Source organism: Streptomyces sp. NPDC048424 (assembly GCF_040651555.1).
Taxonomy (GTDB): Bacteria; Actinomycetota; Actinomycetes; order Streptomycetales; family Streptomycetaceae; genus Streptomyces.
The window spans coordinates 64,594-90,315 of sequence record NZ_JBEZKE010000002.1; the positions used below are offsets into that span (position 1 = coordinate 64,594).

Consider the following 25,722-nt stretch of genomic DNA (forward strand, 5'->3'; position numbering starts at 1 on the left):
TGGAGACTCCTTCCACCGCCGCGGACGCGGAACGCTACCGGGGGCGGGTGGACGAAATCCCCCGGTCCTCCGCACGGTCGCTGGTCGTCCTGCTCGGAGTGCTCGGTCTCGACGTCTCCAGGACGTGGAACTGGGAGGAGCGCCGGCCGGAGATGGAGCGCCGGGCCGATGTGATCATGTCGCGCTTTCCTGACGGCACCCGCTTCCACACCAACGTCGGCTGGAAGGGCGAACGTCCCGACTTCTACGAACAGGGCGTCCGCTCCTACGACTCCTTCAGCCACTACGACTGTGACGCCGGGCTGATCGCCGTGAACGACGACGAAGTCGCCGTGTTCTGGAACTTCCTGTCCACCTGACCAGACCGCCGCCGAACCGGGAAGACCACGTGCTCACCAGATCCGCCACATACCCCGACCGGGAAACCGCCCAGTGGGCCGCCCAGCAGGTCGTCACCCGCAACGAGCAGGCCATCCACCGCTGGCTAGCCCAGGACACCCGTCCCCGGCTCACCATCGAAGCCGCCTGGCCCTCGCGCGAGCAGCCGGTCGGCCGCGTCCTGATCCAGGCCATGGCGCTCGCCGGACGCGGGGCCGTGGACGTGCGGGCCGCGCGGGTCGTGCTGCGGCGCGAGCCGACGAGCCCCATCGGTTTCGTCGTGCACGGCAACTTCCCGATCTACCTGTAGAGGCACAGGCCATGTCCATGAAGCCCCTGGAGTTCGACCGCCACTACGGCGAGCTCGACCAGGTGATCAGCGCGTACGCCGGCCTCGCCGCCGACGACACCCCCGACCGGCCCGGCCGGGCCCTCACCGCCTACCTGCGCCACACCTGGCACGCCCGGCCCTGGGCCCTGGCGGTCGCGGAGCAGCAGCTGCGCACCTACGCCCGGAACCCGCCCGGCCGGCTGCGGCTGCGCCTCGGAGAGTTCTACCCGGTCCCGGACATCGGGCTGCCCGAGGCCGAGATCCAGCAGTGGCTGCTGGTGCTCGCCGACCACATCAGGCAGAGCATCGAGGAAGGCCGGGTCCCACCCCCGGCGGCACTGCCCGAGACGCACTGGGAGTGGCACGCCCGCTTCCCGGAACTCGGCCAGTTCCTCGGCGGCTGGTTCTCGCAGGACATGCCCGCGGAGTTCGAGGACCACGAAGCCGCCGTCGGCGACTACGCGGACTCGGCCGATCCGACCCTCGTGTCGCGCCTCGTCGGTGAGGTGCGCGAGCTGCTCGCCCTCGGCCTGGAGGAGATCGACTACGCGGTCGGCATCGCCGAGCTGGGCATGGAGGTCGACCTGCCGGTCCCCTACGCGCCCAGCGCCTGGCTGGCCGTCGTGGCCGATCAGCTGGCCCGCTTCCGCCCCGAGTACGGCTAGGCCAGTCCTTCCGGGACAACCCGGACAGGGCCTAGCCGCCCGACGCGATGCGGTACGCCCCCGGGGTCGTGCCCGTCCAGCGGCGGAAGGCCCGGTGGAAGGCCGTGTCCTCCGAGAAGCCCAGCCGCGCCGCGAGCTCCGCGATCGGCTCCCCGCTCTCCGCCAGCCCCGCGATCGCCGCGTCCCGCCGCACGTGGTCCTTCAGCTGCTGGAACGAGGTCCCCTCCTGCTGGAGCCGGCGCCGCAGCGTCGCCGGGGACACCGCGAGCCGCGCCGCCACCTCGCCGAGCGCGGGCAGCCGCGGCGACGTGCGCAGCCGCTGCGTCAGGGTGCGGCGTACCTGCTCCGCGACCGTGGTCCCGTACTCGGGGCGCGACAGCAGGTCGAAGGGCGCGCGCCGGAGCATCGCGTCGAGCGCGGGCTCGTCCCGTACGAGCGGCGCGGTCAGCCAGTGCGCGTCGAACGCGGCGCCCGTACGGTCCGCCCCGAAACGGACCGGGCAGTCGAAGAGGATCTCGTACTCCTCCTCGTGCGGCGGCGGGGGATAGGCGAACGCGGCGTACGCGAGCGGGATGCGCCGCCCCACCAGCCAGCTGCTCAGCCGGTGCCAGATCGCGAGCACGCACTCGGTGAGGAACCGGTCCTCGTCCCGGGCGAAGTCATTGCGCACGGTGAACCGCGCCTCGCCGCCCACCACTTCCAGCGCCAGCTCCGGCCCGCCCGGGAACAGCCCGTAGAACGCGGCCGCGCGCTCCGTCGCCGCGCCCAGGTCACGGCAGCCGAGCGAGGCGTGGCACATCATCGCGAAGGTGCCCGGACGGCTCGGGACCGGGCTCAGCGCGAGGAACTCGTCCTGCGTGCTCCGGTACAGCGCCCGGAACAGCCGGGCGAACTGCGCGGGCGTGATCCGCGCCCGGTCGTCGCCCAGCAGCAGCGGCGGGATCTGCGCCTCCTGGAGCATCGGCACGGTGTCGAGGCCGCTGCCCCGAGCCCCCGCGAGCAGGGCGCGCACATGGTGCACGGTGATCGTCCGCCTCCCCATGCCTTCGACGGTAGCCCTCCGTGGCGCGCGGCGATACGGACGTGCGCGGACCGGTGAGCGTTCGGGTCAGCCGGGGTGACGCTTCCGGTCATGCCGCGGCGGCCGTCCGGCTGCCTAGCGTCGGGGGTCACCAACTCCCCCGGAGGGCATGCGATGGACGGTCGGCCGAGCACGCTGGCGGTGTTCACCCAGTGGACCGAGGAGCGGTACGGGCCGGAGACGGCCCTGCGGTTCCGCTCGCCCGACGGCGGGTGGCAGACCCGTACGTACGGGGAACTGGCCGCGGACGTACGGGCCGTCGGGTGCGCGCTGCTCCGCCTGGGCGTGGCCGCCGGGGAACGGGTCGCCGTACTGGCGGAGACCCGGCCGCAGTGGACCTACACGCACTTCGGGGTGCTGGCGGCGGGCGCGGTCCTCGTACCGGTCTACCCGACGGCGGGGGAGGAGGAACTCGCCTGGGTCCTGTCGGACTCGGAGGCGGTCGTCGTGGTCTGCGACGACGGGAGGCAGACGGAACGCGTCGAGGCGCTCCGGGCGAAACTGCCCGCGCTGCGGTCGGTGGTCCTGATGGACGAACTGCCGGGGCCGGCCACGGGCCCGGAGGCGGAGGCCGAGGCGGGGCCCGAGGCGGGGCCCGGGGCGGAGGCCGAGGAACTGGCGCGCCGGGCGGCGGCGGTGACCCCCGCCGCGGACGCGTCGATCGTCTACACCTCGGGCACGACGGGCCTCCCCAAGGGCTGCCGCCTCACCCACGGGAACCTGGGCGCGATCCAGGACGCCACCGTCCCCCTCATCAAGGGCGGGCCGGGGGACTCCACGTACCTGTACCTGCCCCTCGCGCACATGCTCGCCCAGCTGATCCAGTACACGACCCTGCTGGAGGGCGGGGAGCTGTGCTACTTCGGCGGCCGGATCGAGGACGTGCTCACGGAGATCGCGGAGGTGGCGCCGACCCATCTGCCCTCCGTCCCGCGGCTGTTCGAGAAGCTGCACTCGGTGGTGCTCTCGCTGGCGGAGTCCCGGGAGGGCGGCCGCGAACGCTTCGAGGAGGCGGTGCGGGTGGGCGTACTCGCGGCGGACGGCCGGCTGCCGCAGGAGCGGCGGGCGGAGTACGAGGCCGCGGAGAAGTCCCTCTACTCCCTGGTCAGGGGCGCCTTCGGCGGCCGGCTGAAGTGGGCCCTCACCGGCGGCGCCCCCATCGCCCCGGCGACCCAGGACTTCCTGCGGGCCTGCGGGATCACCCTCTTCGAGGGGTACGGGATGACGGAGTCGGGCGGAGTCATCTCCCTCAACCACCCGCAGGCGGTGCGCCCCGGGACGGTCGGCCGCCCGATCGCGGGCTGCGAGGTGCGGATCGCGGAGGACGGCGAGGTGCTGGCGCGCGGGGCGATGGTGTTCCCGGGCTACCACGCGAACGCCGCCGCGACGGCGCAGGCGCTGGACGGGGACGGCTGGCTGCGCACCGGCGACCTGGGGGAACTGGACGCCGACGGCTACCTCCGCATCACGGGCCGCAAGAAGGAGCTGATCATCACCTCCGCCGGGAAGAACCTCACCCCGACGGAGGTCGAGTTCGCCGTCCAGCGCTCGCGCTACGTCTCCCGCGCGGTCCTGATCGGCGACCGCCGCCCCTACCCGGTCGCCCTGATCACCCTCGACGCGGAGGAGATCACGGCCTGGGCGGCGCGCGAGGGCCTCGACCCGGGCCCCACCCCGTCCACGCACCCGACGGTCCGCGCCCTGATCGAAGCCGCGGTGGCCGAAGCCAACGCCACGCTCTCCCGCCCGGCCCGCATCCGCGCCTTCCACATCCTCCCGGAAGACTTCACGACAGCCGCGGGCACCCTGACCCCGACGCTGAAACTCCGCCGCACGGCGGTGGCGGAACGCTACGCGGAGGTGATCGCGGGGCTGTACGGGGGGTGAGGGGGTGAGGGGGGTTGGACGGTGGGTGCGGCGGGGGCTTCGGGGGGCGGGGTCTCGGCGGGGTGGAATCAGAGAGGGCGTGGGGGTTTCCCGTCAGTCTCATCGTCTTCCGTGGCGGGACGGTCCCTCAAGGGCGCTCCCTTCGGTCGCGTCGCTGCGCGATGGCCTTCGGCCACCCTTGACCGACCGCCCCGCCACGGAAAATCGAAGACAGCCGGGAAACCCCCAAAAGAACGGGCCGGGTCCTCCTTTCAGGGACGGCCCCGTCGCAGATATACGAGCGGGGCTCCCGGTGCGCATCAAATCGCTACGCGCTGCCCACGTCTCAGCGTCTGCCGACCATCCTGGGCTGGACATAAGCCGCCACAGATCGCTACGTGCTCCCCGTCGTTTCAGCGTCTGCCGACCGTCCTGGGTTGGACGTAGGCCGCCATCGATCGCTACGCGCTTCGGTGGGGCGGCGACCGCAGGCCGTTCGTCCTGGGTCGGATGGCAGTGGCGGCTGACTAGCATCGGCCTTCATGACCACCGCAGTTGTGACTATCGCTCTGGCGTTTGTCGGGTATGCCGCCACCTACTTCAACGGGTTGCGCCTGGCGCAGCGCCAAGAGCGCCTGGCGCGCTTGAATCGCCAACTCAGCGACTTCTATGGACCGCTCTTCGCGCTCACCGAGGCGAACAGCCGGATCTTCGACGCGTTCATGGAACGCAATGCTCGTCCTGACGGCAGGTCGCCCTTCGCACATGAGAGGCCACCGTCCGAGGAGGAGCTCGCAGAGTGGCGTTTGTGGGTCAGGACCGTCTTCTTGCCGAATATCCGGGCCATGCGTGACCTCGTCATCAGACACGCTGACCTTCTGAGCGAGTCGGAGATGCCGCCCATTCTCCTTCAGCTGTGCGCTCACGTGTCTGGCTACGACATCACGGCTGCCCGTTGGGACCAGGGGAGCTACGGCGAGCACCTCTCCATCGTGGCCTTCCCCAGCGAAGAGATAGCCACGTACGCACGGCGCGGGTTCGCTGAGCTGAAACAGGAGCAGAGCCGCCTGCTTGGCCGACGGCGGTTCGGGGGAACCGACACTGGGCGGGCGGCGTCCAGTCAGGCACAAGATCGATAGCGGGGGAGTTCGGGATGACTGGCACGGCAACGCGGTACCTCTATCTCGTCCGGCACGGTGAGGCGTTGCCGGACGAGAGCGGACTGACGGCGGACGGCTGCCGGCAGGCCACCCTGCTCGGCCGGCGTCTTCGTGACGTCCCGCTCTCGGCGGTGCATCACGGCCCACTGCCCCGCGCCGAGCAGACGGCACAGCTGATCGGCGACCAGCTGAAGGACGTTCCTCTGCACCGGTCGGAGGCTGCCGGTGACTACGTCCCCTACATGCCGCAACGGGACGAGCTCCCGGCGGAATCCGCCGACTTCTACCTGCGCTTCCTCGAAGGTGCCAGTGACGAGGAGCGGGATCGGGGACCCGCACTGGTCCGCGAGGCGATGGACCTGTTCACCGGTCCGGTGGACGGCGAAGAGGACCGCCACGAACTGGTCGTCACCCACAACTTCCTGGTCGCCTGGCTCGTCCGCGAAGCCATGCACGCTCCGAACTGGCGCTGGCTCGGTCTCAACCACGCCAACGCCGCCCTGACGGTCATCCGATACGCACCCGGCCGGCCCGCCTCCGTCCTCTTCTCCAACGACATGCGGCACCTGCCCGCCGAACTGCGCTGGACCGGTTTCCCACCCGAACTGCACCTCTGACCCCTGGACACCGCCCCCACCGAACCCTGCCCGCGTCAGCGCGTACAAGCAGCCGAAGAGGGAGCCTTCCTGGGGGTTGGGGTCTGTGGCCCCGGACGGCCGGCAGTCGCTGAGACGTGCAAAGCGCGTAGCGATCGTTGGCGGCTTATGTCCAGCCCAGGACGGCTGGTAGACGCTGAGGGGTGGGGAGCGCGTAGCGATCGGGTGCGCGCCGGGACCCGCCCGCATATCTGTGATGGGGCCGTTTGTGGATGTCGGGCCCGGCCCGTTCTTTTGGGGGTTTTCCGGCTGTCTTCGATTTTCCGTGGCGGGGCGGTCGGTCAAGGGTGGCCGTAGGCCATCGCGTAGCGACGCGACCGAAGGGAGCGCCCTTGAGGGACCGTCCCGCCACGGAAGACGATGAGACTGACGGGAAACCCCCACGCCCTCTCTGATTCCGCCCCGCCGAGACCCCGCCCCCGGAGCCCCCGCCGCACCTCCCATCCCGCGTACGCCCCGCCCCCCGCGGGTATCGGCCCAGGGGAAAGGGAGGGGGGCGTTGTGCGCGCTGCCGTGCGGAGGTTGGGGCGGGGGGCGGCCGGGGCCGGGGTGGTCGTGACGCTCGCGGTGGCCGGGTGGCTGGTGTGGCTGCTGCCCGGGCCGCAGATGGCCGCCGTGCTCGGCTTCGGGCCCGTGGACGGGGTCGTCTCGATCCACAAGTGCTATGAGGCCACCGACGCGGAGGGCTACGCGACAGGCACCGACTGCACTGGTTGGTACACCCCCCGGCAGTCCGGGGAACCGGGGCGCGAGATCGTGCTGGACACGGCCGACGAGAAGTATCGGTTCGGCACCGACGTGGAGGTCCGGACGGCCCGGGGAAAGGCCTACGAGCTCTCGGGCAGCGCCGTGTTCGACTTCAGCACCGCCACCGGCCTGCTCCTCGTGCCGTTCCTGACGCTGGCGTCCTGGCTGTTCTCCTGCGCGCGCCACGGCAGGGTCGAGGACGGCGAGGGCTACTTCTTCGCGGGCATGGTCGGCCTGTTCGCCGCCATGGTGCTGGGCGCGGTGGCCGGCATGCTCGTCGGCATCGGCACGTTCATTTTCTGACGGTCTCGTCCAGGTCGTCGAGGATCCTCCGGAGTACTCCGCAGTCCTCCGCAGTCCTCCGGACTGATCCGGTGAAACTGAAGCGTTTCTTCCTGGTTTGGTCGGGGGAGGCAGCGGTGGTCGAACCGTTCCCGTCACCCGGGGGGTCAACAGGGGTGTACGGCGGGCGCGTTCGGCTCCGTGCGATCAGTCCGAGAAGACAGGGGATCTTCTTGTTACCCGTGGTCCTTTCCGCGATGTTGTCCGTGATGGTGGTACCGCCCGCGTCCGGCGCCGGCGCCGGCGCTGCGATGTACGAACTGCCGCTCCTGGCAGGCCACACCAACAGTTCGGCGCAGGCGATGAACGACGCCGGAGACGTCGTCGGGCTCTCCCTGGACGCGAACAGGGACGGTTATCTCGTGCGCTGGGGAGCCGACGGCTCCCTCACTCCGCTCCAGGCCATCGACGACGGGTCGGGGGGCCAGGCGGTCAAGGTCGTCGACGACGGCACGGTGGCCGGCTTCACCGACACAGCGGACGGCGTACGGCACGCCGCCCGGTGGTCCGCGTCCGGCGCCCTCACCCGGCTGGAGGAACCGGCGGGCTACGTCAACGGTGAGGCCCAGGACATCAACAAGGCTCACGTCGCCGTGGGACACGTCTCGACGGACACGGCCACCACGCGCCCCGTGCGCTGGGGCGCCGACGGCCGGGCGACCGTACTGCGCCTGCTCCCGCGTGCGGAGGGCGGCGCGGCCACCGCGATCAACGAGCGCGGAGAGATCACCGGTTACGTGTCCCTGCCCGGCGACCAGACCCGCGTCGTACGGTGGGATGCCGCGGGCCGCGTCCACGACCTCGGCTCGCTCGGGGGCTCGTACGCCGAGCCCTCCGCGATCAACGAGCGCGGCACCGTGATCGGCCGGGCCACCGACGCGAACGGGACGTGGAAGGCCGTCCGCGCCCCGCACGGGAAGAAGATCGAGGCCCTGCCGGCCCAGGACCCGGGCGCGCGGGCGGTGAGCGTCAACAACTCCGACGTGGTGGTGGCGAACGTCAAGGACCGCTCCCTGCGCTGGAGCGGAACCGGGACCGCCGTCACCGAACTCCAACTGCTGCCGGGCACCGGCCACACCTTCGTCGAGGGCATCAACGACGCGGGAACCAGCGTCGGCACCTCCGACGAGCGCGCCGTGACGTGGGACGCGCAGGGCAAGGTCACCGCGCTGCCCGCTCCCGCCGGCCTCGACCAGGCCGACCCGGTCGCGATCAACGCGGCCGGGAGCGTCGCGGGCAACCTGGGCAGCTCCAGGACCTGGCCGGTCCAGTGGCGGGCCGTCGTCTGGCGGTAGCCGTTGCCGCGCCCGCCTGCCGGACCTACGCCGGCAGGCGGGCCGCGGTGATCCCGTCCAGGAACGCGGTCCAGCTACCGGGGGCCACCGACAGGTGGGGCCCGGCCGTCACCTTGGAATCGCGGACGTGGATGGTGGTGGGGCAGGCGGCCACCTCGACGCACTCGCCGCCTTCGCCGCCGCTGTGGCTCGACTTCCGCCAGCCGAGCGCCACTTCCAGGCACTGGCCACCCTCACCGCCGCTGTAGCTGCTCTTGAACCAGGCCAGGTCGGTGGTCATCATCGCTCTCCCAGCATCTTCTCGATCAGGGCCAGGGACTCGTCCGGGGCGAGTGCCTGTGCCCGGATGATCCCATAGCGCTCAGCGAAGATCCGTACCTGCGCCGGATCAGTGATCAGGTTCGGGATGTTGTAGGTCTCCGTGTACGCGACCTGCTGCCGCCCCTTCGGGTGAAGGAGGGTGAACGAGCCTTCCATGGCGGTGTGTTCGCCATGCTTGAACGGGACTACCTGTAGTTCCACGGTTCGTAGTTGCCCCACCTCCAGAAACCGCCGAAGCTGCCCCCGGTGTACCTCTGGGCCGCCCACCTGGCGCTCCAAGAGGTTCTGGTCCAGGACGAGGCTGATCGTGGGGGACGGCCAGCACGCGAAGATCTGTTGACGGGCCATGCGGTCCGCCACGCGCTTTTCGATGGCCTCCTCGCTGAGGAGTGGTCGTCGCTTCGTGAAGACCGCTCGTGCGTGCTCCTCGGTTTGGAGGAGGCCCATCACGCCCTGGTGACTGAAGTCGTGGATGGCCTCGGAGCGCGCCTCAGCCTCCGCATAGTCCCGGAACCAATCCGGATGCCGCGTCCGCGCCCGCTTCAGCGCCTCCTTGACCTCCGGGATCGCCACCAGCAGGACCCCGCGCGCCTGGAGGATGCGGTCCGCGCGTTCCAGGAGGTCCGGCTGCGGGGTGCGGACGCCGCGTTCGATGGCGCCGATGAGGTCTTCGCCCACGTTCAGGCGGGTGGCGAGTTCCTTCTGGAGGAGGCCGGCCGCCTCGCGGAGGGTTTTGATCTGTTTGCCCAGGGCGCGGAACAGGTGGGCCGTGCCGTCCGCCTCCACCGGGCGTTCGGGACGTTCTTCGCGGTCTGACAGGTCGTTCATCGGCTGAACCGCCCTCATCCGTACGGGCCGTACACGAACAGGCCGACGTCCCTACGGATCACCGTCGTAGCGCCGCCGTCACTGGAAAGCGTAAGGCGCGGTCGCCACGCTCGGTGAGGTGACGACCGAATTGAGTGACATGGCACTGGCCTTCCGGCAGCGGTTCAGTTCGACGCGCCGCGGGGCCCGGCTCGCGCGGCGGCTCGCGCAGGCGCAGCTGGCCTTCTGGGGCGTGCCCTACGGCTGCGCGCTCTCCGACGACGTGGGGCTCGTCGTCGGGGAGCTCGCCGCCAATGCCGTCCTGCACGGGCGGGTGCCGGGACGGGACTTCGAGCTGCGGATCGGCTACGACGGAGGGCAGCACGTGCGGGTGGCTGTGAGTGACACCCGGGACGACGCGAGGCCGCCCGGGGAGCCGCCGGAGGTCGATCCGTGGTCGGCGGAGGGCGGCCGGGGGCTGCTGGTGGTGCAGGCGCTGGCGCGGGAGTGGGGCGTGGCGCCGAGGGGGCCGGGCAAGACGGTGTGGGCGGAACTGACGGGCACGGGCACGGGCACGGGCACGGGCATGGGCGCGGGCACGGGCATGGGCATGGGCATGGGCGCGGGTGCCCGGTGATCCGCCTCGGCGCGCTGCGACCTACCGAGCGGGGTCGGGGTCGGGGGAGGGGAGGGTGACGGGACCGTGGCCGGGGGCCGTGGTGGCCGGAGGCGGGGTCGGTGTGGGCTGCGGACGGTGCCTGCCGGGCGGGCGTTCGATCGCGAAGCCCTCGGTCGTTCCCGAGATCTGGTCGCTGTTGACGTAGCCGGAGACGGCGTACACGCAGCTGCTCTTCGGCCGTTTGGGGCACGGCGCCGCGGCGGCGGCCAGTTCCCGATGGCCCGTGGGCATCGGCGGCATCGTCAGCCATGTGTTGGATACCGGGCTGTAAGCCTCGACCGTGGTCAGAGTGCTTCCGCCCCCGAGACCACCCAGGACGTACACGCAGCCGTCGCTCACGCCTTCCGGGCAGGGTGCGGTGGCCGCGCCGGGCAGGTCATCGCGGCCCGTCGGGATGTCGGGGAGGTACTGCCAGCCGTTCTGGACGGGGCTGTAGACCTCCACCGAGGTGCTGGCGGCGGCCCCCGATCCGGCGATGGCGTACACGCAGGTGCTCCGGAGGCCCGGATCTCCGGGGCAGGGCGCGGCGGTGCCGGCGTGGTTGGCACGGCCGGTCTGCAACGGCGTGACCGTGGCCCAGGTGTTGGTGGCCGGGCTGTACGCCTCCACGGTGGCGGCCGTGGTGGGGGCGAAACCGCCGAAGACGTACACGCACGTGCCCCGCAGGCCCAGCCCCTCGGTGCAGGGCGCGGTGGCCGCCGCGGCTGCGCGGCGGGCGGTCGGCATGGAGGGCAGGCTCAGCCAGACACCGGTCTCCGTGCTGTACGCCTCGGCGGTGGCCGAGGGGTCACCCCCCGGGGTACTACCGCCCCCGAGGGCGTACACGCAGTCGCCCCTCACCCCACCGGGGCAGGGCGCCGTCGTCGACGCGAGGGCGCTGCGGGGGGTCTTCAGCGGTGGCAGCGTGGCCCAGGTGTTGGTGGCGGGGCTGTACGCCTCGGCCTTGCCGCTGAGGTCGACCGCGTCGAAGCCGCCGATGGCGTAGACGCAGGTGCCGCGCAGCCCCTCGGGGCACTCCGCCGCCGCGCCCCCGTGGGTGCTGCGGGCCGTCGGCAGCGGCGGGACGGTCACCCAGATGCCCTGGGCGGTCGCGGTGGTGGCCGTCAGGGCCAGCAGGGGGGCCAGGGCCGCCACGGCGAGGCGTCGCCAGGCGGGGCGGCGTCCGGTCCGGCCGGGTGGGGAGTCCTGTCGGTCACTTCGCTGAATGCGCCTCATCGGGCACCTCTCGTGGCGGCCCCGGCACGGTCTGCCGCGGCGGAAAGGGGGCATCGCGAAGTTACATAGGATGATGTGATGATTGCTGAGCGTGACGATTGAAATGCCGGAGTCCTACCCGGTCGGACGTACCACGCGCCTGGGGCCGGCGCCGTGACGGCGCCGGCCCCAGGTGACGGGACGGATTAGCGGGCGTGGCGGGTGTTGCGGACGTCTTCCGAGTCGTCGGCCGGAACGTCGAGCTCCGGGTCGAGGCCCGCGTCGGGCGCGGGGTCGGTCTGGGGGTTGTCGGCCGGGGGCTTGGGCGCCGGCTTGGCGTCAGGCTTCGGCTCGGGCTCGGGCTTGGGCTCCGGCTTCGGCCAAGGCTTCACGTCGGGCTGCGGCTTGACCTCGGGCTGCGGCTTGACCTCGGGCCGGGGCTTCACCTCGGGCTGCGGCTTCACGTCGGGCTTGGGCAGCGGGGCCGGTGCGGGGTCCGGCCGCGGGCCGTTCGGAGCCGGGGGCGCGGGGGTGGGCTCCGGCCTCGGCTGGGGCCTGCCGCTCTGGCGCTCGATCGCGAAGGCCTCGGTCGTGCCGGTGGCGCCCTCGGTGAGCAGGCCTCCGACGGCGTACACGCAGTGGTGCCTCGTGTCCCTGGGGCAAGGCGCCGCGGCCACACCGTGGTCAAGGTGAGCGGTCGGCGTGGAGGGCAGCGTCACCCAGGCGTTGGTGACCGGGGTGTAGGCCTCGACCGTGTTCGGGGACGAGGTGCCCCCCACGACGTAGATGCAGCCGTTGCGGATGCCATCGGGGCAGGGGGCCGTGGCCGCCCTCCCGAGGAGGCGGGCGGTCGGGATCTCGGCCGCGGGCCCCCACTGGTTGTTGACGGGGTTGTAGAAGTCCACCGAGAGGGGGTTGGCGTTGGTCCCGCTGATGGCGTACACGCAGATGTTCCGGGGGTTCGGGTCCCCGGGGCAGGGCGCGGACGCGCCGGCGTGAGCGCTTCGGACGGTCGGCAGGCTCGCCACGGTGGCCCAGCGGTTGGTGGCCGGGTTGTACGCCTCGGCCGTGGCGGAGTCGTCGCCGCCGAAGACGTACACGCACGTGCCGCGCAGGCCTTCGGGGCAGGGGGCCGTGGCCGCCGCCGCGTTGTTGTGGTCCGCCAGCAGGGGCGTCAGGGACAGCCAGGCATTGGTCTCCGTGCTGTACGCCTCGGCGACCCTGCTGACCCCGGCCGCGCTGGTGCCCCCGAGGACGTAGACGCAGTCGCCTCGTACCCCGTTGGGGCAGGGGGCGGTCGTCGCCGCGGCGTGGTGGCGGGGGGTCTTCAGCACCGGCAGCGTGGCCCAGGTGCCGCTGGAGGGGCTGTACGCCTCGAACTTCTCCGGGGCCTGGTTGCCGCCGGCGGCGTACACGCAGGTGCCGCGCAGGCCCTCCGGGCAGTCCGCCGCCGAGCTCGCCAGCCCGGCGCGTGCCGTCGGCAGGTTCGGGACGGTCACCCACACGCCCTGGGCCGTCGCGGTCGTGGCCGACAGGGCCAGCAGGGGGGCCACGGCCGCGACGGCGAGCCGTCGCCAGCCCCGGTGCCGGGCGCGGCCCGGCGGGGAATCGTCTTGGTCACTTCGCGCAGTGCGCCTCATGGGCACCTCTCGGGGCATGCCTCGGCACGGTCTGCCGCGGCGGGAAGCGGGACACCTGCGAAATTACATAGGGTCATATGACGTCGCGCGCCGTGACGGCCATATGCCTCAACCGGCAGGCATGGCTGAAAACAGGTGACAGTGGCTGGTTCCGCGGGGGAAGATGACCATCGTCTGTTCGAGCTCGCGCGCGCCCGACTGACGCTGGGGGAACAGAACGTCTACCAGTCGTGCGGCGCCGCGGCCGGCGTGACTCCCACGTCACTTCTGGCTTGAAGGAAACCCTTCTGGTGCGTCCCACTCGTGCGACGGTCCTGCTCACCGCAGGTCTCGTCACCCTTCTCGGTGTTCCGTCCGCGGTCGCCGCCGAGACCCCGACCTCGCTCTACGTGAACAACTACGCCGGCTCCTCCTGCTCGGACGGCGGCCCCGGCTCGCAGGCCGTGCCCTTCTGCACCATCTCGGCGGCGGCCAAGGCCGCGGCGCCGGGCCAGACCGTGCGGATCAAGACGGGCAAGACCTACGACGAGGCCGTCACCATCAACAGCTCCGGCGCACCCGGCAAGCCGGTCGCCTTCGTGGCCGACGGGCCGGTGGGCAACCCGGTGATCCTGGGCAAGGAGGCGCTGACCATCAGCGGTGCCTCGCACGTGGTGGTCAGCGATCTGTACGCCAACGGCGGCATCAAGGTCAGCCGCTCCGCCGACGTCGAGCTGGAGCGGGTCAGAACGATCGGCTCGACGACCGGGGCGTCCCTCGTCATCGGCGAAGCGAGCACGGACGTGCGCGTCAGCCGGGCGGTGCTGTACGGCGTCCGGATCGACGGCGGCGCCCAGCGCACCGTACTCGGCCGCAACGACATCCACGGCGGCAAGCAGGAGCCGCTCGCCGTGGTGGACGCCCCCGGCACCGTCATCACGAACAACACCGTCCAACTCGGCTGCGGCGCGGCCGTTTCGCTCAGCGGCGGTTCGTCCGGCTCCGCCGTGTTCAACAACGTGATCAACGCCAAGGGCCTGTCCGGTCCGTGCGACCCGGCTCCGGGACGCGGCGCCATCGCGGTGTCGCAGAGCGCGGCGGACGGCACCCGCTCCGACTACAACCTGATCGCGGGCGATTTCCAGGCCGGACCGGTCTACCAGTGGGGCGGCGCCGCCCACCAGGACCAGGCGGCGTTCCACGCGGCGACCGGCCAGGGCGGTCGGGACATCGTGGTCCCGACGTCGGCGGAAGCCGGCGCGAAGGCCGTCGACTCCGCCGACGCGACGGCACCCGGCGTGCTGCTCACCGACTCCAAGGGCTATCCGGTCGTGGACGACCCGCGCGTGCCCAACACCGGCAAGGACGGCGGGTACCTCGACCGCGGTGCGCGCGAGGGCCAGGACTGGGTGCAGAGCGTCCGGCTGGATCTCGACCAGCCCTGGGCGCCGGCCGGCACCACCGTGAAGGCGACGGCCACCGCGGTCAGCGCGTGGTCCGGTCCGCTCACCTACCACTTCTCGTTCGGTGACGGTTCCGCCCCGGTCGTCACCAAGGAGCGCACCGCCACGCACGTGTACAGCGCGCCGTGCGAGTGCACGGCCACGGTGACCGCGTACAACGACGCCAACCTGAGTGCCTTCGCCGGGTACAAGACCAAGGTGACCGCGCCCGGTCCGCTGACGGCCGGCTTCACCTCCAAGCCGTTCCTGCCGAGCGCCGAGGACCCGAGGGCGTACGTCGCCCCGCTGACGGTCGAGGTCGACCCGGGGACCTCCGCCACACCGTGGCCGGTCCAGCAGGTGGACGTGGACTTCGGTGACGGGGCCAAGGAGCGGGTGTCCGCGCCGGATCCCGTCCGGCACGCCTACGCGCAGCCCGGCGGGTACAAGGTGACCGTGACCCTCAAGGACGCCAAGGGCGCCACCTCCACGGTCAGCCGGACCGTGCAGGTCGCGTACGCCGCGTCCGGTTACGTGGCCGTGGACCCGTTCCGCGCCCTGGACACCCGTACCGCGGGCACCCCGGCGCAGGCCGGCACCGCCACCCCGGTGACCCTGCCGATCGTCTACTACAGCTCGGGCCCCAGCCACACGGCCGGGGCGACCGCAGCCGTCCTGAACGTGACCGTGACCGGAGCCACCCAGGACACCCATCTGAACGTCTGGCCCTCGGGCCAGCCGCGCCCGGCGACTTCGAACGTGAACGTCCGCGCGGGCGGCACCTCGTCGAACACCGTCACCGTGCCCATCGGCGCCGACGGCAAGGTCCTCACCCAGCTCAACTCCGGCCAGGGGCACGTCGTCGTCGACTTCGTCGGCTACTACCAGCCCAACACCGGGCACAAGTTCGCCCCGATCACCCCGACCCGTCTCGCCGACACCCGCACCGCGGGCGGCGCGCTGGGCGGCGGCCAGACCCGGACCGTCAAGGTCGCGGGCGTGTGGACCATCCCGCCGGACGCCACCGCCGTGGCGCTCAACCTGACCAGCACCGGCGCCACGACCGACACGCACGTGATCGCCTACCCGGACCCGAAGAGGCGCCCCGCCACCTCGAACCTGAACCCGGAGCCCGGCAAGGACAAGTCCAACCAGGTCATCGTCCCGGTCGGCCCGGACGGCACCATCACGCTCTACAACAACGCCGGCTCCACCGACCTCGTCGTCGACGCGGTCGGCTACTACCGCGACAGCGGCGAGGCCCTCTTCGTCCCCGTCGTCCCCCAGCGGCTGGCCGACACGCGCACCACCGGCAAGCTCGCCCCCGGCGCGACCACCACGGTCTCCGGCCTGCCGGCGGACGCCGTCGGCGCGGCCCTGAACGTCACCGCGACCGACACCAGCGACGCCGGGTTCCTCACCGTCCACGGGTACGGGACCGCCCGCACGAGCGCGAGCAGCCTCAACACCCGGCCCGGCGACACCGTTCCGAACCACGTCATCACCCCCGTCGGGGACGGCAAGGTCAGCATCTGGAACAGCTGGGGCGGCAGCAACCACGTGATCACCGACCTGCTCGGCTACTTCACCTACACCCGGCCGTAGCGGTTCACATCGGAGCCCCGATCGGAAATCACTTCCGATCGGGGCAATCCGGTCAGGGAGTTGGGGTATCCGGCCATTCGGCCGCGAGACCCCGGTGAAGCCGAGACGAATGGTGCGTCACATCTGTCGGCGGGACGGCGAGTCGGGTTCGAATACCTGATAGACAGTGGATATTCACGGCTAGACCTGCCGTACACCTTTGACGGCTCCTGGGGGGATCGCCGCACTGTGAAGCCGCTTCACCGTCACCTCGTCAACACGTCGCGCAAGGTCCTGTGCACGGCCGCCCTCGCGGCCAGCCTGACCACCGCCGCGGTCGTGACCAATCCGTCGACCGCCGACGCGGGCGAGTCCGAGCCGACTCCGGACAGTCCGCAGGCCACCGACCGCGGTGACGCCCGGCTGGACCTGCCCGACATCGTCGCCGACCCGCCGCCCGCCGGCGCGGGCGCGCAGGAGGGGGCCAGCGGGATACCCGCGACCGCCCTCGACGCCTATCACCGCGCCGAACTCTCGGTGGCGGCCGCGCTCCCCGGCTGCAAGCTGCCCTGGCAGCTGCTCGCCGGCATCGGACGGGTCGAGTCCGTCCACGCGTCCGGCTACGGGCTCAAGGCCGACGGCTACACCGAGAAGCCGATCCGCGGGCCCCGCCTCGACGGCAACGGCTTCGCCGAGATCCGGGACACCGACAAGGGCGAGTGGGACGCGGACGCGGTGTACGACCGCGCCGTCGGCCCGATGCAGTTCATCCCGTCCACCTGGGCCACCTGGGGCGCCGACGGCAACGGCGACGCCAAGCGCGACCCGAACAACATCTACGACGCCGCGCTGGGCGCCGGGCTCTACCTGTGCGCGGGCGACCGTGACCTGTCGAACCAGGCCAAGCTCGACGCGGCGATCCTCAGCTACAACAACTCCCGCGAGTACGTGAACACCGTGCTCGGCTACATGCGGCAGTACCAGGAGGGCGGCGCCGCCGAGGTCGCGAACCCGCCGGCCGGGAACTACCCGCCCGCGCAGCCGGGCACCCTGCCGACGCCGCAGACCCCGATCACGCCGACCCCGACGCCCAAGCCGACCCCGACTCCGACGCCGACCCCCACGCCCACCCCGACGCCCACCCCGACCCCGACTCCGACCCCGGAGAAGCCGGCCCCGCACCTGCAGGACCTGACGGTGCTCGACGGGCCCGGGATGACGGCCGAGGCCGGCGCCACCTTCACCGTGCTCCCGAAGATCAAGCTGCTGCTGAGCGACGGCAAGCCCGCCGCCGACCGCGAGGTGATCTTCGCGGTCGAGGAGGACACCACCGGCGGCACGCTCTTCGGGGCGGAGAAGTCCGTGGTGATCAAGACGAGCCCCGAGGGCATCGCCGTCGCGCCCGGCCTGAAGGCGGGCACCAAGGCGGGCACGTTCAAGCTGCGCGTCTCCGCCTACGACACCACGACCAGGCTCACGAAGGACTTCGAGGGCCGCGTCACGGTGACGGTCGCCGACAAGCTGTCGCGCCCGGAGGGTTCGAAGCCGCTGGAGGCGGTCGCCGGTACGAGCCTCAAGGGCGTCGAGGTCCTCGCCACGGCCGCGGGCAAGGCCGTCGCCGGTACGGAGACGGTCGCCGACCTGGTCGTGAAGGACGCGGACGGCAAGTGGGTCCCGGTGGACCCGGCGACCGCGAAGGCCCCGTACTTCAAGGACGAGGACGGCAAGAAGGTCTTCGGCCGCGTGCTGCCCAAGACGGGCGCCGACGGCAAGATCGTCCTGCCGGAGCTCTTCACCACGGACGCGGCCCCGGGCACGTACTCCCTGCGCCTGACCACCAAGGAGAACGTGACCCTGATCCTGGACATCAAGATCACCGCCACCCCGGCCGCGTAACACCGGCCCGTACGGCAGTGGCCCCCGGCACCGTCAAGGTGCCGGGGGCCACTGCCGTACCCCGCCCCCCACCCCGGGAGGGAAAGGGCAGGAGCCCTGCCGCTCTGCTCGCGCAGAGGGGACAGGGCTCCTTGGGTACTGCTTTTCCAACCCGCGACAGGTTGGCCCAGGCGACTAGGCCGGGGTGACGTTCTCCGCCTGCGGGCCCTTCGGACCCTGCGTGACGTCGAAGTTCACCTGCTGGTTCTCCTCGAGGGAGCGGAAGCCAGAGGCGTTGATCGCGGAGTAGTGGACGAAGACATCCGGGCCGCCGCCGTCCTGGGCGATGAAGCCGAAGCCCTTTTCAGCGTTGAACCACTTCACGGTTCCGGTAGCCATGAGCCCTCCTATGGGCCAAAGGGTCGCCCTGCTCCAGAACCTGCTAAGAAGTCTGAAAACTACAAAAGCCTGCGGGTCACATTCTCCGCAGGCCTCGTACTGCAAGGGAAACCAAACTGCAACTTGCGGTGAGCCTAGCACGCACCCTGCGGCGGAGACCAGAGGGAAAGATCACGTCACCCGGACGTTTGAGACCCGCCCGAAGGCTGACGCGGATGAGGGGGCTAGTCTCGCGATGTGGACGTCTACCGCAGCCGGCCCCGCGTCGGCCACATTCAGTTCCTGAACTGCCTTCCCCTCTACTGGGGCCTGGCCAGAACCGGCACGCTGCTGGACCTGGAGCTGACCAAGGACTCCCCCGAGAAACTCAGTGAACGCCTCGTCCAGGGCGACCTGGACATGGGCCCGATCACCCTCGTGGAGTTCCTCCGCAACGCCGACCAACTGGTCGCCTTCCCCGACATCGCGGTCGGCTGCGACGGTCCCGTGATGTCCTGCGTGATCGTCTCGCAGGTGCCCCTGGGGCAGCTCGACGGCGCCCGCGTCGCCCTCGGTTCCACCTCTCGTACGTCCGTACGACTCGCTCAGCTGCTGCTTTCCGAGCAGTACGGGGTACGGCCCGACTACTACACCTGCCCGCCGGACCTGAGCGTGATGATGCAGGAGGCGGACGCGGCCGTACTGATCGGCGACGCCGCGCTGCGCGCCTCCCTCCACGACGCGCCCCGGCTCGGGCTGACCGTCCACGACCTGGGGCACATGTGGAAGGAGTGGACCGGACTGCCGTTCGTCTTCGCCGTCTGGGCCGCCCGCAAGGACTACCTCGCCCGTGAGCCCGGCGTCGTGCGCGAGGTCCACGAGGCCTTCCTCGCCTCCCGGGACGTTTCCCTGGAAGAGGTCACCAAGGTCGCCGAGCAGGCGGCCCGCTGGGAGGCCTTCGACGCGGACCTGCTGGAGCGGTACTTCACGACGCTCGACTTCCGTTTCGGCCCCGATCAGCTGGCCGGCGTACGGGAATTCGCGCGCCGTACGGGACCCACGACGGGCTATGCCGCGGATGTGGCCGTGGAGCTGCTGAGCTCGGTGGTCCAGGAGTGCTGACCGGGTTTACCGAGCGGTAGCCCGTGGGGCCGGGCGGGCGAATGCGAAGTTTCCCGGGAATTCACGCCTTTTTGCATTTCCGATCGCGTGCGGGAAATACAAAAGGGTGACAGGACGCTTCCCCCGCGACGGCACCCCCTAGGCTGCTGCTCGGCCGGGTGGCACAAGGCGCCCGCGATCACGGGGAATTGGGGGACGCGATGCAGCCGCTCGAAGCCGGTGAGCCGCGGACCATCGGCGCGTACCGGCTGCTGGGCCGGCTCGGCGCGGGTGGCATGGGCCGGGTCTACCTGGGGCGCAGCGCGGGCGGCCGGACCGTGGCCGTCAAGATCGTGCACCCGCACTTCGCCGCCGACGAGGAGTTCCGGGCCCGGTTCCGCCGCGAGGTGGAGGCGGCCCGGCGGGTGGGCGGCGAGTGGACCGCGCCGGTGCTGGACGCGGACCCGGAGGCGCCGGTGCCGTGGGTGGCCACCGGGTACGTGGCCGGGCCCTCCCTGGACCGGGCGCTGGCCGCGCACGGGCCGCTCCCCGAGTCCTCGGTACGGGCCATCGGCGCGGGTCTGGCCCGCGCCCTGGTGGCGGTGCACGGACTGGGCCTCGTCCACCGGGACGTGAAGCCGTCCAACGTGATGCTCACCCTCGACGGGCCGCGGCTGATCGACTTCGGGATCGCGCGGGCCACGGACGGCACGGCCTCGCTCACCTCCACCGGGGTCTCCGTCGGCTCGCCCGGCTACATGTCGCCCGAGCAGATCCTCGGCAAGGGCATCACCGGGGCGGCCGACGTGTTCTCGCTCGGCGCGGTCCTGGCGTTCGCGGCGACCGGCCGGCCGCCCTTCACCGGGGACAACTCGGCGACCCTCCTCTACAAGGTGGTGCACGAGCCGCCCGAGCTCGGCGCGGTGCCGGCCGGGGAGCTGCGCGAGCTGATCGCGGCCTGCCTGGCCAAGGCGGCGGCCGAGCGGCCGTCCCCGGAGGCGGTCGCGGCGGCCCTCGGCGGTGCGCTCGGCGCCCCCGGCTGGCTTCCCGCGCCGCTGGTGGAGGAGGCCAGCCGGGCCGCGGTGGCCCTGCTGGACCTCGACGCCGATTCCTCCGGGGGCGGGTCCGGGCCGGGGGCCGGCTTCGGGGCGCCCGACCCGTCGTACGGGGGCGGCGGCGCCACGGCGGACGCCCCGTCGGGGCCGGTGCCGTTCACTGCCGCCTCGTACGGGGGCCCGGCGGGCGCCGGCTTCGCGGCGCCCGGCCCGTACCAGTCCTACGGGAGCCAGGGCTCGGCGCCCGGGGTGTTCGGGGCCCCGATCGAGACCGCGGGCCCGGGCGCCGGCGGCGCCGGCCCGTACGGCTCGTCCGGTCCCACCGCCGGCGCCGGGCTGCCCGGGCAGCGGACCGCCGCGGAGGGGGCGGGGGGCCGGCAGGTCAGCGTCAGGGCGGCCGGCCGCCGCTTCAGCTGCACCCTCGTGCTCGCCGCGGCCGCCGTCCTCGCGGTGCTGTCCGGCGGGCTGTACGGGATGGGCCTGCTGCCCGGCCAGGGGGACAAGGGGCGCGACGTCGCCTCGGACGGCGGCCCGCGCACCTCCAGCCCGGCGGCGCCGGGGGCCACCCAGCCCTCGGGGGCGCCGAGCGCGAGTTCCGCGGCCCCCTCAGGGACCCGCGCCGATGTCCCCAAGGAGCTCATCGGCACTTGGAAGGGCACCGTCACCACCGCCCGGCTCGGGGCCTCCACGGAGTTCGAGATCACCATCAAGGGCGGAAAGACCGGCGAGGTCGTCGCCCGGGACAAGTCGGTCCTGGACGTCCTCGGCACCGACTGCAGCGGTGACTGGAAGCTGTCCTCCGCCACCGACCGCTCGCTCGTCCTGGACACCTCGGGCAACCGCAACCCGGCTCCCGGGATCTGCTCCAACGGCTCCGCCGACGAGCGCTTCACCCTCAACGCCAACGGGACGCTGCACTACAAGTCCGGCGACAGCCCCGCGGGGAACCCCGAGGGCGACCTGACCCGAAGCCCGTGACGGGGCGCGGGAACCCCTGGCGTAGGCTGGATCGGTCCGGACCTTGACACAGACACACCGCCGAAAGGTGACTCACCGGTGACCGACCAGGCCGTTCTCCAGTCTGTCCTCGACCGCGCCGCCGCGGGGGGCCGGATCACCAAGGAAGAGGCGCTCGACCTCTACCGCCACGCGCCGCTGCACGCGCTCGGCCAGGCGGCCGACGCGGCGCGCCGCCGCCGCTACGCCGGTACCGAGCACATCGCGACGTACATCATCGAGCGGAACATCAACTACACGAACGTGTGTGTCACGGCGTGCAAGTTCTGTGCCTTCTACGCGGCCCCCAAGGACGCCAAGAAGGGCTGGTCCCGCGACCTCGACGACATCCTGCGCCGCTGCGCGGAGACCGTGGAGCTCGGCGGCACGCAGATCATGTTCCAGGGCGGGCACCACCCGGACTACGGCGTCGAGTACTACGAGCACCACTTCTCCGCCATCAAGAAGGACTTCCCGCAGCTGGTCATCCACTCCCTCGGCGCGTCCGAGGTCGAGCACATGGCCCGCATCTCGGGCGTCTCGGCCGAGGAGGCCATCCGGCGCATCCACGCGGCCGGCCTCGACTCCTTCGCGGGCGCCGGCGCCGAACTGCTGCCGGAGCGGCCGCGCAAGGCGATCGCCCCGCTCAAGGAGTCCGGCGAGCGCTGGCTGGAGATCATGGAGATCGCCCACAAGCTGGGCGTGGAGTCCACCTCCACCATGCTGATGGGCACCGGCGAAACGAACGCCGAGCGCATCGAGCACATCGCGATGATCCGGGACACGCAGGACCGTACGGGCGGCTTCCGCGCCTTCATCCCGTACACGTACCAGCCCGAGAACAACCACCTCAAGGGCCGCACCCAGGCGACGATCTTCGAGTACCTGCGCATGATCGCGATCGCGCGCCTCTTCCTCGACAACATCGCCCACATCCAGGGCTCCTGGCTGACCGTCGGCAAGGAGGCGGGCCAGCTCTCGCTGCACTACGGCGCCGACGACCTCGGCTCGATCATGCTGGAGGAGAACGTCGTCTCCTCGGCCGGTGCCAAGCACCGCTCCAACCGCCAGGAGATCATCGACCTGATCCGCAAGGCGGGCCGCACCCCGGCGCAGCGCGCGACGACCTACGAGCACCTGCTGGTGCACGACGACCCGGCGAACGACCCGGTCGACGACCGCGTCGTCTCGCACATCTCCTCCACCGCCATCGAGGGCGGCACGGCGCACCCCGAACTGAAGCTCATCTCGACGAACTGACGCGTCCGACACGATGCTGACGCTCCACACCGCCGAACTCCTCGTATCCGGGCCGGGCCGCGCGCCGCTGCCCGGTGGTGCGGTCCTCGTCGACGGCGACCGGATCGCCCGCGTGGGGCCGTACGAGGATCTCGCCGCGGCCTTTCCGCACGCCCGCACCCGCCGCTGGCCCGGGGTGCTCACCCCGGGGCTGTGGGTGCGCGGGGCGGACGAGCTGCTGGAGCGGACGTACTACCCGGACGACCCGTACGAGGTCCCCGAGCTCGGCGCCGACCCGATCAGCGGTGAGGCCGCGCTGGAGGCGCTGAAGATGACCGAGGCGCGCCGGGGCAACAGTGCCCGGCGCGGAACGCAGAAGCTCCTCGCGCGCGGGGTGGTCGCGGTGTGCGGCCGCTTCACGGTCGCGTCGGTGCGCACGGCGGTGAGCCGCTCGGGGCTCGTGATCCTGCCGCCGGCCGCGTACGAGGGGCCGCCCGCCCTGGATCCCCTCGTCGGCCGGGACACGGCCGGGGAGGCCTTCCACGGGCTGCTGGAGCCGGGCGTCGTGGCCCGCTTCGCGGTCTTCGCCGTGGCGGACGAGGCCGAGTTGCTCGCCCAGGGGGCGACCACCTGCGTGGCCACGGTCATCGGAGGACGACTGCTCCACCGCCGCCGCTGAGACGTTCGTCCTCGGTGCGCCGGGTGTCCTCGCGGGCGAGGGCCGCGAGCAGGCAGGCCTGGAGGCGGCTGATGCCGCCGAGCTTGGCCCTTATGTTGACCACGTGGAACTTGACCGTGCTGACGGACAGTTGGAGCTCCACGGCGAGTTCCTTGTTCGAGGCGCCGGTGGCCAGGCACAGGAACACGGCCGACTCCTGCTCGGTCAACAGGGCCTCGGTGGACTGCGCGTCGGCGGGCAGGGCCTCGTCCGTCGTCCGCGGCCCGGCCGGTTCCCCGTACGACTCGTAGGAGGGGAACCAGGTGGGGACGCTGAAGCTGACGACGCGCACGAATTCCACTCCCCCCGAACCGCCCTCCTGCGGGCGACTCTCCCCCTTATGGGACGCGTGGACCGGACAGGTAGGTTCCATTCGGGTCGAACGGCCACGCATTCGCCTTGCAGCCGAGCAGGCCCTTGATCTGCTGCATCATCGCAGGTGCGGGCTTGCCGGGGGCCGGGCAGGTCTCGTGTTCGCGGCCTATCTCGTGCCCGACCTCGTGGTTGACGATCAGCGCCCGGTACTCCTCCACGGGGCCGTTGAACTGCGGTGAACCCTCCTGCCAGCGCTTGAGGTTCACCACGACGGTGTGGCCGGCCCGGCAGTTGGTCTCGCCGATGAGCTCGGGGGTGACGACGTCGCACAGCCGGTCGGTGGTCGTGGGCGTCGCGATCTTTACGGTGAAGTCCACCGGCTGGCCCGCGCCGACGAGCTGGAAGCCGTACGCCGGGTCCCGGGTCCAGCCGCGGGGATCGGAGAGGATCGCCTCCACCGAGCGGGCGGCCGACTCCGGATCGACCCCGCTGCCCTCCTCGACCTCGATCCGCCAGCGCAGCGCGGGCCCTTTGCCCTTCGCCGCGCCGGCGGTGCTGGAGGAGGTGAAGACGCCCGGCCGGGCGGGCGTCGCGGCGCCCGACGGCGTGCCCGACGGCTTCTGGGAGGGTGCGGCGGAGGACGGGGAGGGTGCGGGGGACGGCTTGCCGCCGTTGGGGACGGCGTTCCCGGCTTCGTCGGCGGACTCCCCGTCCGTCGGCTCCGGCTGGACCGCCGTCCGGCCCTTGGCGGCCGTGGCGGCCTCGTCCTGGGGGATCAGCGCGTACGCGGTCGCCGAGACCGCGACGAGCGCGGCCGAGCCGAGGAGGATGGTGCGGCGCAGCCGCTTGCGCCGCTCGGCCCGGCGCCTGGCGCGCGGGCCGTTGCGGCGGGAACGACCGGTGGAATGGCCTGCCGGCATCGTGGAGCCCTCTGTTCGCGGCGGCCACTGCCGGACCGGCCACGAGCGGGCTCTGATCCGGTGGGTGACCCTCACCGGGCCGCACCGTGGCAGTCAACGCGTACGCGGGGGCGCGGCGCAACTGTCCTTCGGACCAGTTCTACGGTGGGGAACGGGTCCGCCACTGCGGGGCACGGGTGGAGCCCCGGCCGTCGGGGGCGGCGCGGCCTGAGAGGATGGGGCCGTACCCGCCGATCCGCATCGCACACCGAGGGGCGAACGCCAGTGACAAGGGCATCCCTGGACAAGCAGCCGCACGAAGTCGCCTCCATGTTCGACAGGGTCGCGGCGAACTACGACCTCACCAACGACGTCCTCTCCCTCGGCCAGGACCGGGTGTGGCGCAAGGAGGTCGCCAAGGCGGTCGGTGCGCGTCCCGGGCACAAGGTCCTCGACCTGGCCGCCGGCACGGCGACCTCCTCGCTGCCCTTCGCCGCGACCGGCGCGTACGTCGTCCCCTGCGACTTCTCCCTGGGCATGCTCCAGGAGGGCAAGAAGAAGCACGCCTGGCTGCCGCTGACCGCCGGTGACGCGACGAGGCTGCCGTTCAGGGACGACGTCTTCGACACGGTGACGATCTCCTTCGGCCTGCGCAACGTCCAGGACACCGACGCCGCGCTGCGCGAGCTGTACCGGGTGACCAAGCCCGGCGGCCAAGTCGTCATCTGCGAGTTCTCGGAGCCCACCTGGGCGCCCTTCCGGACGCTCTACATGGAGTACCTGATGCGGGCGCTGCCGCCGGTGGCCCGCGCCGTGTCGTCCAACCCCGACGCGTACGTGTACCTCGCCGAGTCCATCCGCGAATGGCCGGACCAGCCGACGCTCGCCGGGCTGCTGCAGAAGGCCGGCTGGTCCAAGGTCGCCTGGCGCAACCTGACGGGCGGCATCGTGGCCCTGCACCGGGGCACCAAGGCCTGAG

General features: G+C 71.9%; 23 protein-coding genes and 1 pseudogene. 16 read left to right on the forward strand and 8 right to left on the reverse strand.

Annotated elements, in window-relative coordinates:
- The 3 genes and pseudogenes from AB0D29_RS02795 to AB0D29_RS02805 all read left to right on the forward strand — a co-directional run.
- Positions 1–359, forward strand: a pseudogene (locus AB0D29_RS02795) (hypothetical protein); the annotation flags it as partial.
- Between the two features lie 29 nt (positions 360–388).
- A complete protein-coding gene (locus tag AB0D29_RS02800) occupies positions 389–688 on the forward strand; it encodes an RNase A-like domain-containing protein (RefSeq protein ID WP_362851858.1) in 300 nt (99 codons plus the stop codon).
- Between the two features lie 11 nt (positions 689–699).
- Complete coding sequence (locus AB0D29_RS02805; protein ID WP_362851859.1) at positions 700–1,374, forward strand: contact-dependent growth inhibition system immunity protein; 675 nt, start codon at positions 700–702, stop codon at positions 1,372–1,374.
- 31 nt (positions 1,375–1,405) lie between these two features.
- Here the strand turns inward: AB0D29_RS02805 and AB0D29_RS02810 are convergent, their stop codons facing one another.
- Positions 1,406–2,416: an AraC family transcriptional regulator gene (locus AB0D29_RS02810; RefSeq protein WP_362851860.1), complete on the reverse strand. Its 1,011-nt coding sequence runs from the start codon at positions 2,414–2,416 to the stop codon at positions 1,406–1,408.
- A 153-nt stretch (positions 2,417–2,569) separates the two neighbouring features.
- On the opposite strand from AB0D29_RS02810, the gene AB0D29_RS02815 reads away from it, so the two are divergent.
- From AB0D29_RS02815 to AB0D29_RS02835, 5 genes are all read left to right on the forward strand, one after another.
- Positions 2,570–4,342, forward strand: coding sequence for an AMP-dependent synthetase/ligase (locus AB0D29_RS02815; RefSeq protein WP_362851861.1), 1,773 nt, complete (start codon positions 2,570–2,572; stop codon positions 4,340–4,342).
- A 521-nt stretch (positions 4,343–4,863) separates the two neighbouring features.
- The gene (locus tag AB0D29_RS02820; RefSeq protein ID WP_362851862.1) at positions 4,864–5,460 is read left to right on the forward strand and encodes a hypothetical protein; all 597 of its coding nucleotides are present in this window, start codon (positions 4,864–4,866) and stop codon (positions 5,458–5,460) included.
- Between the two features lie 14 nt (positions 5,461–5,474).
- Positions 5,475–6,098: a histidine phosphatase family protein gene (locus AB0D29_RS02825; RefSeq protein WP_362851863.1), complete on the forward strand. Its 624-nt coding sequence runs from the start codon at positions 5,475–5,477 to the stop codon at positions 6,096–6,098.
- A gap of 540 nt (positions 6,099–6,638) precedes the next feature.
- The gene (locus AB0D29_RS02830) at positions 6,639–7,187 is read left to right on the forward strand and encodes a hypothetical protein (protein WP_362851864.1); all 549 of its coding nucleotides are present in this window, start codon (positions 6,639–6,641) and stop codon (positions 7,185–7,187) included.
- Positions 7,188–7,435: 248 nt separating this feature from the next.
- Positions 7,436–8,521 carry a hypothetical protein gene (locus tag AB0D29_RS02835; protein ID WP_362851865.1) on the forward strand — a complete coding sequence of 362 codons (1,086 nt, stop codon included), beginning with the start codon at positions 7,436–7,438 and terminating at the stop codon, positions 8,519–8,521.
- 25 nt (positions 8,522–8,546) lie between these two features.
- Here the strand turns inward: AB0D29_RS02835 and AB0D29_RS02840 are convergent, their stop codons facing one another.
- Positions 8,547–8,801 (reverse strand): DUF397 domain-containing protein, encoded by a 255-nt coding sequence (locus AB0D29_RS02840; RefSeq protein WP_362852143.1) that lies wholly within the window; start codon positions 8,799–8,801, stop codon positions 8,547–8,549.
- Positions 8,801–9,670, reverse strand: coding sequence for a helix-turn-helix transcriptional regulator (locus AB0D29_RS02845; protein ID WP_362851866.1), 870 nt, complete (start codon positions 9,668–9,670; stop codon positions 8,801–8,803). The genes AB0D29_RS02840 and AB0D29_RS02845 overlap by 1 nt, the downstream gene beginning before the upstream one ends.
- Positions 9,671–9,809: 139 nt before the next feature.
- On the opposite strand from AB0D29_RS02845, the gene AB0D29_RS02850 reads away from it, so the two are divergent.
- Positions 9,810–10,286 (forward strand): ATP-binding protein, encoded by a 477-nt coding sequence (locus tag AB0D29_RS02850; RefSeq protein ID WP_362852144.1) that lies wholly within the window; start codon positions 9,810–9,812, stop codon positions 10,284–10,286.
- Between the two features lie 21 nt (positions 10,287–10,307).
- Here the strand turns inward: AB0D29_RS02850 and AB0D29_RS02855 are convergent, their stop codons facing one another.
- A complete protein-coding gene (locus tag AB0D29_RS02855; protein ID WP_362851867.1) occupies positions 10,308–11,543 on the reverse strand; it encodes a kelch repeat-containing protein in 1,236 nt (411 codons plus the stop codon).
- Positions 11,544–11,728: 185 nt separating this feature from the next.
- Entirely contained in the window at positions 11,729–13,075 is a 1,347-nt protein-coding gene (locus AB0D29_RS02860; protein WP_362851868.1) for a hypothetical protein, read from the reverse strand.
- A 377-nt stretch (positions 13,076–13,452) separates the two neighbouring features.
- Between AB0D29_RS02860 and AB0D29_RS02865 the strand changes: the two genes are divergently transcribed.
- Positions 13,453–16,188, forward strand: a complete 2,736-nt coding sequence (locus AB0D29_RS02865) for a PKD domain-containing protein (protein WP_362851869.1) — start codon at positions 13,453–13,455, stop codon at positions 16,186–16,188.
- 228 nt (positions 16,189–16,416) lie between these two features.
- Entirely contained in the window at positions 16,417–18,063 is a 1,647-nt protein-coding gene (locus AB0D29_RS02870; protein ID WP_362851870.1) for a hypothetical protein, read from the forward strand.
- A gap of 174 nt (positions 18,064–18,237) precedes the next feature.
- Here AB0D29_RS02870 and AB0D29_RS02875 read toward each other — a convergent pair whose 3' ends face one another.
- Entirely contained in the window at positions 18,238–18,441 is a 204-nt protein-coding gene (locus AB0D29_RS02875) for a cold-shock protein (RefSeq protein ID WP_007265804.1), read from the reverse strand.
- A gap of 237 nt (positions 18,442–18,678) precedes the next feature.
- Between AB0D29_RS02875 and AB0D29_RS02880 the strand changes: the two genes are divergently transcribed.
- The 4 genes from AB0D29_RS02880 (at position 18,679) to AB0D29_RS02895 (ending at position 23,490) form a co-directional block, all read left to right on the forward strand.
- Positions 18,679–19,542, forward strand: coding sequence for a menaquinone biosynthesis protein (locus AB0D29_RS02880; protein ID WP_362851871.1), 864 nt, complete (start codon positions 18,679–18,681; stop codon positions 19,540–19,542).
- A gap of 200 nt (positions 19,543–19,742) precedes the next feature.
- Positions 19,743–21,554: a serine/threonine-protein kinase gene (locus tag AB0D29_RS02885; RefSeq protein WP_362851872.1), complete on the forward strand. Its 1,812-nt coding sequence runs from the start codon at positions 19,743–19,745 to the stop codon at positions 21,552–21,554.
- A gap of 78 nt (positions 21,555–21,632) precedes the next feature.
- On the forward strand, positions 21,633–22,832 hold the full coding sequence (gene mqnC / locus AB0D29_RS02890) for a cyclic dehypoxanthinyl futalosine synthase (RefSeq protein WP_362851873.1): 1,200 nt from the start codon (positions 21,633–21,635) through the stop codon (positions 22,830–22,832).
- A gap of 13 nt (positions 22,833–22,845) precedes the next feature.
- Positions 22,846–23,490, forward strand: coding sequence for a hypothetical protein (locus tag AB0D29_RS02895; protein ID WP_362851874.1), 645 nt, complete (start codon positions 22,846–22,848; stop codon positions 23,488–23,490).
- Here the strand turns inward: AB0D29_RS02895 and AB0D29_RS02900 are convergent.
- Complete coding sequence (locus AB0D29_RS02900) at positions 23,456–23,821, reverse strand: LuxR C-terminal-related transcriptional regulator (RefSeq protein ID WP_362851875.1); 366 nt, start codon at positions 23,819–23,821, stop codon at positions 23,456–23,458. The genes AB0D29_RS02895 and AB0D29_RS02900 overlap by 35 nt on opposite strands.
- A 46-nt stretch (positions 23,822–23,867) precedes the next feature.
- On the reverse strand, positions 23,868–24,764 hold the full coding sequence (locus AB0D29_RS02905) for a DUF3152 domain-containing protein (RefSeq protein ID WP_362851876.1): 897 nt from the start codon (positions 24,762–24,764) through the stop codon (positions 23,868–23,870).
- Positions 24,765–25,028: 264 nt separating this feature from the next.
- On the opposite strand from AB0D29_RS02905, the gene AB0D29_RS02910 reads away from it, so the two are divergent.
- Positions 25,029–25,721: a demethylmenaquinone methyltransferase gene (locus AB0D29_RS02910; protein WP_362851877.1), complete on the forward strand. Its 693-nt coding sequence runs from the start codon at positions 25,029–25,031 to the stop codon at positions 25,719–25,721.
- Position 25,722: the final 1 nt, after the last annotated feature.